Genomic DNA, 12,164 nt, shown 5'->3' with positions numbered 1-12,164 from the left:
AGACCATTGCCCAGCGCACCGAACAGCTCGCCGCCGAGCGCAACCTCATCCCGCTGCCCGAACCGGAGGAGACCAGCTTCGCCGACTAGGAATGACGACGAGCGACAAGGATAACGTCTCTGTGGTGCATGGCCCCGGCGCCGTGCGTGACGTGACGTTCGCGGCGGGATAATTCGACGACCTCGAGCTGCGTGAGTTGTTCGGCGAGCCATTCTGGCATGGCCACCTCATCGGATTCCATTTCGTGGTGGACGAAGAGGAGCGTACCACCAGGAGCGACAAGCGACTCGAGGAGCGAGACTGCCTCCGCGGTCGCGGGAATCCCTCCGTAGTGGACCGAGACCAAGTCATAGGTTGTGCCGCCGAGCTCGGCGAAGTCCGCGACGCGAGCGGTTAATCCGTGTGCGCGGGTGCGGGCAACGGCGGTAGGCGCGAAGTCGATGCCTTCGGCGTCCCAGCCGTGCGCGGCGAGCCAGGCAAGGTCCGCGCCTTCGCCGCAGCCGATGTCAAGGGCGGTGCCGGGCTTGAGCGTGCCCGCGTAATCGACAAGCGTGGAGTTGGGGTTGCCGGACCACAGTTGCTCGGACTCGAGGTAGCGGGCTTCCATTTCCTCGGCGGTGGGCTGGTATCCAGGACCCTTGTGCTCGTGGTGATGATGGTGCTGTGTCATTGCATCGATGCTACTGGCAGGAGTGCCTAGGCGCGCTCGATGGGGTTCGTGAGCGAACCGATGCCGGGAATCTCGATCTCGATGGAGTCGCCCGGGACCATGGGCGCGGTGCCAGCCGGGGAACCGGTCGTGACAACGTCGCCGGGCAGTAGGGTCATGGACTGGGAGATCTCGGCGAGGATCCCGCCCATCTTCACGATCATCTGGTTCGTGTTGGAGTCCTGTTTCTGCTCGCGGACGCCGTCGTGGGTGAGGTAGGCGTTGATCTTGGTGTCATCGAGATCGAACTTGTTGATGTCGGTCTCGATCCAGGGACCAAGCGGGCAGAAAGTGTCAATGCCCTTGGCACGTGCCCACTGGCCATCCTTGAACTGGAGGTCGCGGGAGGAGACGTCGTTGCAAATGAGGAAGCCAAGGACGTGGTCCTGCCAGTGCTCCGGATCGATGTTCTTGGAGACCTTGGAGATGACGACGGCGAGCTCGCCCTCGAACTCGACGTTGGTGGCGAACTCCGGGATCTTGATGGGAGCGCCGGGGCCGATGACGGCGGTGGACGGCTTGACGAAAATGGTCGGCGGCAGGTCGTCTGCTGACTTGGCGAAGACCTCGGCGACGTGGTCGGCGTAGTTGCGGCCGAGCGCGACGACCTTGGTGGGCAACGTCGGCGCGAGGAGGCGGAACTCGCCTTCCTTAAACTCGCGGCCGGTGGTCTCCGGCGGGGTAAACGGGGTGCCGGAAATTTCCTTCGCGACGAGCGAGCCGGGCTCGCCCTCGATGATGGCGAAACAAAGTCCTTCTTGGTGTGCAATTCGTCCTAAGCGCATGGAGGCAATCATACTCAGGGCAGGGTTAGCAAACGTGCAAAGGTGGGATTAACAGCTGTGTCGCCTGGAAAGAGCTATGCATTAAATTCTGCGCTCGGTGACGACGTCGCTGAGGCGTGCGGCGTTGATATGGGATTGCTGAGCGAGAAAGAGTTCGCCGCAGGCAAGGGCATCGGACAGCGCGTTGTGGCTGCCGTAGCGTGGTAGCCCATAGCGCTCACGCACGCGGGCGAGCCGAAGGTCTTCGCCGCGGGGCACGGCGCCGGTACGCTCCATGCGGCGCCGCTCCAGCGCGAAGGTATCCGCAATGGTGAGCGTGGGTAGCTCACCGCGCAGCTCGAGGCAGGCGGCGTCGAGAAAGTCTGCCTCGATGCTGGCGAAGTGCGCGAGGAGGACGCGGCCGTGGAGTGCGGCGAGGAGGGCATCGAGGGCATCGGCAAGCGGAGTGCCGTGGGCGGACTCGTCGTGGGTGATGCCATGGATGGTGGCGGACTCCCCCACCTCGACGCCGCGGATGACGTGGTAGCCAGACAGACCAAGCGCGATGAGCTGGCCACGCACGGGAACCCAGCCCATGGAAACAATGCGGTCGCGACTGGAGTCGAAGCCGGTGGTTTCAAAATCGACGGCAAGAAACTCCACCTTGGCGAGCGGCGTGGATTTTTCGGGCGGGTCGAGGTCCAACTTTCTACGCGTAAAGAAACGAGTCAGCATGGACGAGCCTCCTCCCTCAAAAATTAGATATTGCGTACAGGATACTTGGTGGCCAAGGCGTTCTGCATCGACTTGATAATGCGAAAGGCATCGCGCAACTGTTCGCGTTCGAGACGGCTGAGCTGCGCAGGGTCGATGCGATAGTTCGGGGTTTGCCCAGCCCGGACCTGGAGCGATTGGTGGCGGAGGGTGAGTGCGCGGAGGACCGAGTGGGCATCGGTAAGCTCGTGGGCTCCGGCGGCAGAAACGCTTTTCCCGGCAGTCGAGGAAAGACGATCATCGGTCTCGAGGGCTGTCGAACCTGCGGCAAGGGCGAAGAGGCGCGCCATTTGGACGATGCCGGCGGTGCCGCCCTTCTTGATATCGAGGGTGTTGACGTGCTGGCCGTCACGCTCGACCACGAGGCCGCGGAAGAACGTGAGCGGCGGCTCGCGGCGGGCGGCAAGGCTCGCCAGGTGTGCGTGAAGGCGCTGCGAGGTCGCCGCCGCGACGGCCGAGGCGTGGACGCGCTCGCCCAGCGCGAGGGTGCCCGCGACCGCGCGGAAGTCGAAGAATACCTGGGCGTGGAGCAAGGCATCGGGCTCCGGGGCGGCGGTCCACGTTGCAAAGGTCTGTTCCCACTGAACGACCGTCATGCGCCAGCGGGGATTCATCGCCATCATGTCGCCCGGGCACAGGGACTGGCCGCCTGCGTCGAGGCCACGGCAGACGAACTCGGCCAGGCGCGCGAAGTACTCGCCGTGAGCCTCCGCGTCATAGGAGTTGTCGAGGACAAGCGCGTTGTCCTGGTCCGAGGCGAGACCCATTTCTCGGCGGCCCTGGGAGCCAACCGCAACGAAGGCATATGGCACGGGCGGCGGGCCAAGCTCGAGCTCCCCGAGTTGGCACAGACGCCGGGCCAAGGCGTCCGCGGCCATCGTAATGATGTTCGCGACCTCCTGGGGGCTCGAGCCGCGATCGATATAGCGCACGGCGAGCGTGGCGGCCTCCGTAAAGGCGCCGCGGAGTTCGGCGAGGCTGCTGCGGCGGGACAAATCCGCGGCAACAAAAATGGGATCCGCATGCAGGAGCCGGGCGATCTCCGAATCCGTGACGACGCCGAGGACGCGGTCGCCGACCACCGGCATGTGGTGGAAGCCGCGCTCCGTCATGAGAAGGTGGACTTCCATGGCCATGGCGTCGGGGCGCACGGACAGTGGATTTTCCGTCATAATGCGACGCACGGGCTCGGAGGGATCCAGGTTCGCCGCAAGAACCCGGGTGCGCAAGTCACGGTCCGTGACGATGCCGCGCAGCTGGCCGTCGTCGAGGACGAGCAGCGACGATGTCTCCGCCTGCGTCATCGCGCGGGCGGCCTCGACGATGGTGGCATCGGGAGACACAGACTGTACCGGCCGCAGCGTCATCTCAGACAGGCGCGTGCGCAGCAGCTCCGTCGAGTCCTCCTGCAGCTCGTGCGCGAGGTGGGAAGCGCGGCGGGCCTCCGTGTCGTAAAAGCGCGCGAGGTCCGGGTTCTCCGCGGAGACTGCCTGAAAAGCAGCGCGCGGCAGCACAAGGAGCAGGCAGTCCTCGACCACGTCAAAGGTATAGCATGAAACTGGATCCTCGACGAGCGTCGAATACGCAAAAGACTCCCCCGCCCCGCGGCGGTCCACGAGCTGGCCTTCCTCGCTGATGACATCCACCGCGCCGGAGCGAATGATGTAGAGGTTATCGCCCCGTTCGCCCGCCCTCAGCAGCTGCGTGCCGCGGCGGGCGTAGAGCACGCTGAGCTCTGACGTCAACGCGGCGAGATGGGGTAGGCGCGAAAAGGGTTCGTGTTGGGCGAGGAAGCCCGTGACCTCCTCAAGCTCGACGGTAGGATGGCTCATAGTGAGCTAGATTACTGGTAACTGACGAACCAGGGGCGCGGTTCGACAGAAAATGTTCCCTCTGGGGTAAGCATGGGCTCGTCTTCATCAATGAAGTTCTTCCACGCCATGAAGTAGTCCGAACTCAATCCTTCCCGCATGACGTTCCATGTCTCCATCTTGACGCCGGTCGGACCGTGGCCATCCGCGTGAAGGACGAAGGCAAGCTCCGGGTGGTCGGTTTTTATTGTCTCGCGGTCGCGAATCATCTGCTGCTGGAACTGGTGCAGCACGAGCGCTTTCTGCGGCAGCTTCTTCTCAGAGACTAACCCCGCCAGCCAGTCTGCGACCTCGTTGACCTCTGCGGCTTCGACGTGGCCGACGTTTTCCATCGGCAGCTCATCCGGACCAATCTTCCACTCGGGGTCAAGCGCAAGTCCCACGTTGGGGCCCGAGAGCAGGTCCTCGTAGCGCTGTGCCTGTTCCAACAGGCTCGCTCGGCCCGGTTGCAGGTCAAGGATGGCGTACCCGCCCGCGTCCACAATCGCGTCGACGTAGGGCTCCAGCTCCGCCGGGTCCGACTCATTCGAGTAGTTGCCATCCGGTCCCGGGCCGCCGGAGGCCACCGTCGCGATGACCTCGAAGGCTGGGATAACCGGGTAATCCGTGAACTCCTGGTATTGCGCCGCGAGCTCCTTGACCTTCGCGACCGAGCCGGCCGGGTCCTGCTCGCCCATCACGCCGAGCGCAGGGCCCGACGGGTGCCCGTAGAGCGCCACCATGCGTCGGCCCGGGAATACGAGTCCGCCGCCGCCAGGCAGCTCGCCATTCGCGGCGAGCTCGACTCTACGATCAAAGTTTTCTTGTGTGCCAAACCCCGGGCCCAGCGCCACGACGTTGCCCTTGGACACGGCGTCCATGGACGCCTTCGTCACGCGCGGGTCACCCACCGCAAGCGGCATCACGGTCGCGCCCGCGGCGCGTGCCGTGGCAATATCTGCCAATCCAGTCTTCGCCGTAACGAGCGCGGTGAGGTCACGGGGCTCCGGCGGCGTCATGCCAGCAACGGTCTGCATGTCCCCAAAATGCTCGCTTGCCGATGCCCCCTGCTCCAGCGTCTCCGCATTCTCATAGGTCCCCACGTTGCCGGCCGTGTAGACCTTGGTCACGCCGAGTTTTTCCAATTTCGCTGCGGTATCTGGACCATCGAAAAACATCGGGATGCCCTTCTCGACCGCAGTCTGGGCGCCGGTGAGCGCCTGGTCCTTATCCGTGACGACGGCTTCTTCCGCAGCGTCAAAGAACGATGACGCGTCGGGGTCGACTGTGGGGGTGCTGGGGGCTGCGACTTCCTCGGAAGTCTGCGTCTCAGGCGTGCTCGAGCAACTGCCGAGAGCTAGGGCACTCGCGGCGAGGACGGCGGCGGAAAACGTACGAAGGGAGCGCACTGTAGTCATTGGGCTGATACTACAGGGCGCTCCCGCAAAATTTGGTCTAGACTACGGCGGCGATTCGGTCGCCCACCTCAGTCGTACGAATGGGGGCATCGCCGCGGGCGGATACGTCCTCGGCAACCGCCTTCTCAATGCGCTGCGCACCCGCCTCGTCACCCAGGTGGCGCAGCAACATGGCGCCCGACAGGATGGCGGCAGTCGGGTCCGCAATGCCCTGGCCCGCAATATCCGGGGCCGAGCCGTGGACGGGCTCGAACATGGACGGGTTGGTGCCGGAGGCATCAATATTGCCGGAGGCCGCCAGGCCGATGCCGCCGGTCACGGCGCCAGCGAGGTCCGTCAAGATGTCGCCGAACAGGTTATCCGTGACGATGACGTCATAGCGGGACGGGTCCGTCACCATGTAGATGGTTGCGGCGTCGATGTGGTTGTAGTCGACCGTCACATCTGGGAATTCCTGCGCAACCTCGTCGACGGTGCGCTGCCACAGCGAACCGGCGTTGACGAGCACATTCGTCTTGTGCACGAGCGTGACGTGCTTGCGGCGCTTCTGAGCGCGCGCAAAGGCATCACGCACGACGCGCTCGACGCCGAAGCGGGTATTTTGGGAGACCTCGGAAGCGACCTCGTGGGGGGTATTTACCCTCAACGAGCCGCCGTTACCGCAATACAGACCTTCGGTCCCCTCGCGCACCACAACGAAATCGATGTCGCCCGGATTCGCCAGCGGCGAGGTCGACGTCGGATACAGCTTGGACGGACGCAAGTTGACGTGGTGGTCAAGTGCGAAGCGCATCTTGAGCAGCAGGCCGCGTTCGAGAATGCCCGGCGGTACAGAGCCCGGGGCGCCAATGGCGCCGAGCAGAATGGCGTCATGCTCGCGCAGGGAGGCCAGATCATCCTCGGTGAGCAGTTCCCCGTTGCGCAGGTAGCGACGCGCACCGAGGTCGTACTCGGTCGTCTCGATATCGTCGCGCACGGCGCAGAGAACCTTCAGCGCTTCTGCCGTGACTTCTGGGCCGATGCCGTCGCCGCCAATGACCGCGAGTTTCATTTTGCGGGATTCCTTTCTCACCTGATGGATTTTGTAGCCAGTGTAGCACGCAGAAACGGGCGCCACCATGAAAGGTGACGCCCGTTTTCAGAGTGGGGTGTTTACTCGCTGAGATCGAACTGGAAGGCCTCAGCCTCGAGCTTCGCCGAGATGGACTCAACGAGAGCCTCCGGGACCTCGCGATCGACGCGGAGGATGAGGACTGCGGACTCCGCAACCTTGCCCTGAGTCAGGGCAGCGGCCTGGATGTTGATGCCGTCGGCACCCAGCGCGGTACCGACGGTGCCCAGTGCGCCCGGCTTGTCCGCGTAGCGGAAGAAGATGTTGCGGCCGGTGGCGCGCATGTCGACGCCGCGGCCGTTGATACGGACAAACTTCTCGACGCCGTCGATGCCGGTAAGGGCACCGGTGAGCTGCGAGGAGTCGCCGTCGGCGGCGATGACCTTCACGCGCAGCGAGGAACGGTGACCCTTGGACTCGGCGTTGGTGCGCACGGAAACGTCGACGCCGCGGGTCTCTGCGATCTGCATGGCATTGACGAAGGTGACCGGCTCGGAAACGACACGGGAGAACAGGCCACGGACGGCGGACAGGCCCAGGGCCTCGACGTCTTCGGTGGACAGCTCGCCACACGCCTCAACCTCGATGGCCACCGGTGCCTTGTCGAGCAGCGCACCAGCGGTGAGACCGAGCTTGCGGGCAATCTCGAGCCAGCCGGCGACCTCTTCGCCGACGCGGCCGCCCTGGACGTTGACGGCGTCCGCGACGAACTCGCCGTTGAGCGCCTTAAGAACGGAGGCAGCGACGTCGGTACCGGCACGGTCCTGTGCCTCAACCGTGGAGGCGCCGAGGTGCGGGGTGACCGTGACCTGCGGCAGCGCGAAGAGCGGCGAGTCGGTGCACGGCTCGGTGGCATAGACGTCGAAGCCGGCGCCACGGTGGTGGCCAGCCTTGATGGAGTCTGCGAGGGCCTGCTCGTCGACGAGACCTCCGCGGGCCGCGTTGATAAGGATCTGGCCCTCCTTCGCCTTGGCCAGCAGCTCCGCGTCGAACATGCCCGTGGTCTCCGGGGTCTTCGGCAGGTGGATGGTCACGAAGTCAGCGCGCGCCATAAGGTCTTCGAGCTCGACGAGCTCGACGCCCAGGGCGGCGGCGCGGGCCGGGTTCGCGTACGGGTCGTACGCAATGATGGTGGTCTCGAACGCGGCGAGGCGCTGCGCGAAGAGCTGGCCAATGTGGCCGAAGCCGACGATGCCGATGGTCTTGCCGTAGATTTCCACGCCCTTGAAGGAGGAACGCTTCCACTCGGCACCGCGGAGTGAGGCGTCAGCCGAAGGAAGCTGACGGGCGGTGGCCATCAGCAGCGCGATGGCATGCTCGCAGGCGGAGTGGATGTTCGACGTCGGAGCGTTGACAACCATGACGCCGCGCGCAGTGGCGGCCGGGATGTCCACGTTGTCGAGACCCACACCGGCACGGCCGACGATCTTGAGGTTGGTCGCGGCGGCGAGGACTTCCTCATCGACCGTGGTGGCGGAACGGACGAGCAGCGCGTCAGCCTCCGGAACGGCGGCGAGGAGCTCGGCACGGTTGGGACCGTCGACCCAGCGGACCTCCACCTCCTCTCCCAGTGCAGTCACGGTGGACTGAGCGAGCTTGTCAGCGATGAGGACTACCGGCTTCGACATTACTTTCCTTCTTTTCCCTTGAGGGAAATGTCAGTGGGGTGTATAAGATACGCCGAATTGTAATCTATTCATGCCAGCCTTGTCCAATTCGGTCGGACAATAGGCTAGCATCACCGAAATCACTGCCCAACGCCACGAGCGGGCCGTTTTCTAGACCCGCCACCATCGCGTACGCCGCTTTCGACGCGGTCGGGTCGCCCGAGGGCATGACACGCACGGACGCGCCAAAGGCCACGGCATTCGCGACCGCGGCAATGGGCGTCGTGGGCGTCGCAACAACAATCGGCGCCATCTGGGCGTCGCGGCGCGATTGCGCAGGCAGCGGCTCGACGCGGTTGATATCCTCGTAGCGCGTGAGCGGCTGCCACGCTGCCTTGAGCTCGATATGCTTCGCACTATCGAGGTTCGCAACCGCGGCGACCATGCGCTGCGGGTCCGCAATGACCTGGCTCGTGAACTCGAAGGCGGTGAACTCCCCCATCGCGCGGGTGACCCCATTGTCCTTGATAACAGTCAGGGAACCGGCCGTGTTGGAGGCCAGCGGCACGTCGCCGATGAGGACGACGCGCGAGACCCCCAGCTCGCTGATGAGCGCCACGATATCCGTGCGCGCGTCTTCCGCATACGTCACCATGGGTACGCGCTGAGCGACGGACAGGGACGCGGCGCGCAGCGCGGCGGCATCGGAATCTTCTGCAATGATGAGCGATTCCGAGTCTGGGAAGAAAGTGTGCACGGCGTCGACGCCCGTCGCGTCCGTGAGCACGCTGATGTGTCCCTCAAAATCCTTCGACACGAAGCCGTTGACGTTTTGTGCGCGGGCCTGCTCGAGGTTGATCTCCGAGTCCGGCAATTCCGTGATATTCGTCGGCACAGCTACGTGCGCGCAGCCCGCGAGGAGCAGCGTGCAGGCACAGGCGGCGAGAAATCTACCGCACGAAGGCATTCGGCCCCTCGTCACCGCCGCCCAGGTCGTTTTCGTTAACGTCGCGGATGACCGGCTTGCCGATGGCATACTCAACCATGCCAATGAAACGCTCGCGGCGGTCGGCGAAGAAGCCTTCCCAATCCGAGGTGTGGAGCGTCGTCGGGTCGATCTCGTGCGAGGCGAGGACGGCGTCGAAATCAGCGTCATCGAGGATGGATTTGGACTGCAGGCGCGGCAGGTAGCGCTGCGGCGAGCGGCCCTCGAGGACGACCTCGGTGCGCTTGCCCATGGGCGTACGGTTGAGCACGGACGCCGCGAGGACGGGATCGACGCCGTTCTTCTCGCACCAGGCGAGCGGGAAGACTGGGAAGAAACCCGGCTTGAGCTCGGCAAAGGAGTTCTTGTCGAAGACGCGGCCGGTGCGCCAGTCGCGGGCGCCGCGGGCCATGAGCAGCGCGTCGAGCGCTTTGAAAATGCCCGTCGTGGAATCGGCAGACAGCAGGCGGGATTCGCGGAAGTCAGTGTCACGCACGGTCTTCGGCTCTACGTCCGTGGTACCCAACACCCAGGCGACAACCTCGTCGACGTCGCGGCCGGAGCGCTGCGCCACGGCGGAAGAACCGTAGAGCTCGCCAAAGACGCCGGACCAGAACCAGCGGTTGATCTTGTCCCACGCCTCTTGCGTGGACAACGCTCCGGGCTCGGAGACGAGGCGCGCAAGGATGACAGACAGCGGCACGATCTGCTTGGAGAACGGCACCTGGTCGTGGCTCAAAATGCAGCGCTCGGACAGGAAGGAGGCGACCTCCGCCATGGTCACGCGCAGCGTCTTCGTCGCGTCCTTGTACTCCGGCAGGGACAGCGACAGGATGTCTTCGCGCGTGCCGGAGGCATGTCCGCGCAGCGAGGTCGCGAGCAGAGAGACGGCAGAGAGGAACTCCGTGCGTCCGATGGCGTCGAGCGCGCCGTGGCGACGCAGCAGCTTCTCGGTCTCGGCCCAGTCATCTGCCAAGTGGAAGTTCTCGTCCTCGCTGGCGAAGACCGCGGTGAGCAGATCGAAGACATCCATCTGCAGGCCGGAGCTATTCGCCTGGGCGAAGACCTGGCCCACGCCAGCACGCTCGGTCTCGCGGGACAGGCGGATGATCGGGATGTCGTAGCCTGCAAGCGGGCGGAGTATGCGGTTGTGGAACGCCACGGCGGCATCGGCAAGCTCCGCGTCGCCGGAGGCAGCCAACTCGAAGAGGGCCTTGGTGCCGTCCTCAAAGAGGAGATCGGCGACCGGAATGCAGCCAGCCTCCAGCGCGGTGGCGCGGTCCGGGATGCGGTCCAGGTCCGGGCCGAAGTGCGAGCGCATCATGCCATCCTGATTCACCGCGAACACGGCCTCGTCCGGCATGAGCTCGTTGGCGACGGCCTTGCGCACATCGACGTAGAAGGTGCGGGTGATCTTCTTATTGCGGAAGTCCTTGGTATTGACCCGGCCCTCGCCGCGGAAGCAGTGGTACAGCGTGGTGAGGCGCTGCTGGCCATCGAGGAGCAACAGGCCCGGGTTCACGCCGGTATTCGGCGCACCGGTGAGCGGGCGCGGACGGAAACGCATGGGCTCGTTACGAGTATCGAGCACCATGAGCGCGCCCACCGGGTAACCGCGCAGGACGGTGACGATGAGCGAGCGGATGCGATCTTCATCCCAGGCGTAGTGACGCTGAAAATCGGGCAACTGAATATCGCCGCGCTCGATGCGGGCGAACAGGTCGGTGAGATCAAAGCTTGGCGTTGTAAAACCCATGTGACCGAGAGTACCCCGCAAAGGGAATGCCCGCCCGTATAAAAGCGATCCCTGGGCATATCTCACACAAACGGAGCCAAAAGCAGGCATGCAAAAGCCCTCCCGCGTTGACCGCAGGAGGGCTTGAGTGCGAAGAGCTTAAGCGGTCTGCTCGTGAGCGTCGACTTTGACCCAGCTCATCATGTCGCGAAGCGTGGAGCCAGTCTCCTCAATCGGGTGGTTGGAGACCTCGGCGCGCATGCCCTCGAGCTCCTTGTTGCCGCCCTCAACGTTGGCGACGAGGCGCTTGACGAAGGTGCCGTCCTGGATGTCCTTGAGGACGTCCTTCATGCGAGCCTTGACAGAGTCGTCGATGATGCGCGGGCCGGAGACGTAACCACCGAACTCAGCGGTATCAGAGATGGAGTAGTTCATATTGGCCAGGCCACCCTCGAAGATGAGGTCGACAATGAGCTTCATCTCGTGCAGGCACTCGAAGTAGGCCATCTCCGGCTCGTAACCAGCCTCAACGAGGGTCTCGAAGCCGCCCATGATGAGGTACTCCAGGCCACCGCAGAGGACAACTTGCTCGCCAAAGAGGTCAGTCTCGGTCTCCGCCTTGAAGGTGGTGGGGATAACGCCGGCGCGGGTGCCACCGATAGCAGCGGCGTAGGACAGGGACAGGTCGTGACCCTCACCCTTCGGGTCCTGCGCAGTGGCGATGAGGCAAGGAACGCCCTTGCCGTCGACAAACTGGCGACGGACGAGGTGGCCCGGACCCTTCGGCGCAACCATGCCGACGGTGATGTCAGCGGCCGGCTTAATGAGGCCGAAGTGAATGTTGAGGCCGTGACCGAAGAACAGGGCGTTGCCCGCCTCCAGGTTGGGCTCAATGTCCTCGGTGAAGATCTGCGCCTGGGAGGTATCCGGAGCCAGCAGCATGATGACGTCGGCCCACTTGGCGGCCTCCGCGTTGGTGAGGACCTTGAAGCCGGCCTCTTCTGCCTTCGCGCGAGACTTGGAGCCTTCACGCAGACCGACAGCAACCTCAACGCCAGAGTCGCGCAGGTTCTGCGCGTGGGCGTGGCCCTGGGAGCCGTAGCCGATGATGGCGACCTTGCGGCCCTGGATGATGGACAGATCTGCATCTGCGTCGTAGAACGTCTCAATTGCCATGAGTGTCAATCCTTACTGTTGGTTCGTGCGGGTGC

Annotated in this window: 10 protein-coding genes; all 10 read right to left on the bottom strand. The window is 64.4% G+C overall.

The features are described from left to right. Nucleotides 1-85: 85 nt before the first annotated feature. Nucleotides 86-670 carry a class I SAM-dependent methyltransferase gene (locus HMPREF2559_RS01010; RefSeq protein WP_066493426.1) on the bottom strand — a complete coding sequence of 195 codons (585 nt, stop codon included), beginning with the start codon at nucleotides 668-670 and terminating at the stop codon, nucleotides 86-88. A gap of 26 nt (nucleotides 671-696) precedes the next feature. Then, complete coding sequence (locus tag HMPREF2559_RS01005) at nucleotides 697-1,494, bottom strand: fumarylacetoacetate hydrolase family protein (protein WP_181734630.1); 798 nt, start codon at nucleotides 1,492-1,494, stop codon at nucleotides 697-699. An 81-nt stretch (nucleotides 1,495-1,575) separates the two neighbouring features. Beyond that, a complete protein-coding gene (locus tag HMPREF2559_RS01000) occupies nucleotides 1,576-2,208 on the bottom strand; it encodes an exonuclease domain-containing protein (RefSeq protein WP_066493424.1) in 633 nt (210 codons plus the stop codon). 23 nt (nucleotides 2,209-2,231) lie between these two features. Beyond that, nucleotides 2,232-4,079, bottom strand: coding sequence for a DUF294 nucleotidyltransferase-like domain-containing protein (locus HMPREF2559_RS00995; protein ID WP_066493421.1), 1,848 nt, complete (start codon nucleotides 4,077-4,079; stop codon nucleotides 2,232-2,234). An 11-nt stretch (nucleotides 4,080-4,090) separates the two neighbouring features. Next, nucleotides 4,091-5,515 (bottom strand): hypothetical protein, encoded by a 1,425-nt coding sequence (locus tag HMPREF2559_RS00990; RefSeq protein ID WP_068801705.1) that lies wholly within the window; start codon nucleotides 5,513-5,515, stop codon nucleotides 4,091-4,093. A gap of 37 nt (nucleotides 5,516-5,552) precedes the next feature. After that, complete coding sequence (locus tag HMPREF2559_RS00985) at nucleotides 5,553-6,566, bottom strand: 3-isopropylmalate dehydrogenase (protein ID WP_066493414.1); 1,014 nt, start codon at nucleotides 6,564-6,566, stop codon at nucleotides 5,553-5,555. Nucleotides 6,567-6,667: 101 nt separating this feature from the next. Beyond that, nucleotides 6,668-8,254 carry a phosphoglycerate dehydrogenase gene (gene serA / locus HMPREF2559_RS00980; protein WP_066493412.1) on the bottom strand — a complete coding sequence of 529 codons (1,587 nt, stop codon included), beginning with the start codon at nucleotides 8,252-8,254 and terminating at the stop codon, nucleotides 6,668-6,670. 64 nt (nucleotides 8,255-8,318) lie between these two features. Further along, a complete protein-coding gene (locus HMPREF2559_RS00975; protein ID WP_066509561.1) occupies nucleotides 8,319-9,200 on the bottom strand; it encodes a hypothetical protein in 882 nt (293 codons plus the stop codon). Next, nucleotides 9,184-10,974, bottom strand: coding sequence for a GmrSD restriction endonuclease domain-containing protein (locus HMPREF2559_RS00970; RefSeq protein ID WP_066493406.1), 1,791 nt, complete (start codon nucleotides 10,972-10,974; stop codon nucleotides 9,184-9,186). The genes HMPREF2559_RS00975 and HMPREF2559_RS00970 overlap by 17 nt, the downstream gene beginning before the upstream one ends. Before the next feature lie 138 nt (nucleotides 10,975-11,112). Further along, the gene (gene ilvC, locus HMPREF2559_RS00965; RefSeq protein WP_066493403.1) at nucleotides 11,113-12,129 is read right to left on the bottom strand and encodes a ketol-acid reductoisomerase; all 1,017 of its coding nucleotides are present in this window, start codon (nucleotides 12,127-12,129) and stop codon (nucleotides 11,113-11,115) included. Between the last annotated feature and the right edge of the window lie 35 nt (nucleotides 12,130-12,164).

Origin of the sequence: Corynebacterium sp. HMSC072G08 (assembly GCF_001809185.1) — a bacterium.
GTDB lineage: Bacteria > Actinomycetota > Actinomycetes > Mycobacteriales > Mycobacteriaceae > Corynebacterium > Corynebacterium phoceense.
Note: the sequence above shows the minus strand (reverse complement) of the source record. Positions and strands in the feature narration are given on the sequence as shown.

Bases quoted from the DNA above. Each gene is read 5' to 3' on its own strand.
- HMPREF2559_RS01010 (WP_066493426.1), bottom strand. From the start codon at position 670: ATGACACAGCACCATCATCACCACGAGCACAAGGGTCCTGGATACCAG.
- HMPREF2559_RS01005 (WP_181734630.1), bottom strand. From the start codon at position 1,494: ATGCGCTTAGGACGAATTGCACACCAAGAAGGACTTTGTTTCGCCATC.
- HMPREF2559_RS01000 (WP_066493424.1), bottom strand. From the start codon at position 2,208: ATGCTGACTCGTTTCTTTACGCGTAGAAAGTTGGACCTCGACCCGCCC.
- HMPREF2559_RS00995 (WP_066493421.1), bottom strand. From the start codon at position 4,079: ATGAGCCATCCTACCGTCGAGCTTGAGGAGGTCACGGGCTTCCTCGCC.
- HMPREF2559_RS00990 (WP_068801705.1), bottom strand. From the start codon at position 5,515: ATGACTACAGTGCGCTCCCTTCGTACGTTTTCCGCCGCCGTCCTCGCC.
- HMPREF2559_RS00985 (WP_066493414.1), bottom strand. From the start codon at position 6,566: ATGAAACTCGCGGTCATTGGCGGCGACGGCATCGGCCCAGAAGTCACG.
- serA (WP_066493412.1), bottom strand. From the start codon at position 8,254: ATGTCGAAGCCGGTAGTCCTCATCGCTGACAAGCTCGCTCAGTCCACC.
- HMPREF2559_RS00975 (WP_066509561.1), bottom strand. From the start codon at position 9,200: ATGCCTTCGTGCGGTAGATTTCTCGCCGCCTGTGCCTGCACGCTGCTC.
- HMPREF2559_RS00970 (WP_066493406.1), bottom strand. From the start codon at position 10,974: ATGGGTTTTACAACGCCAAGCTTTGATCTCACCGACCTGTTCGCCCGC.
- ilvC (WP_066493403.1), bottom strand. From the start codon at position 12,129: ATGGCAATTGAGACGTTCTACGACGCAGATGCAGATCTGTCCATCATC.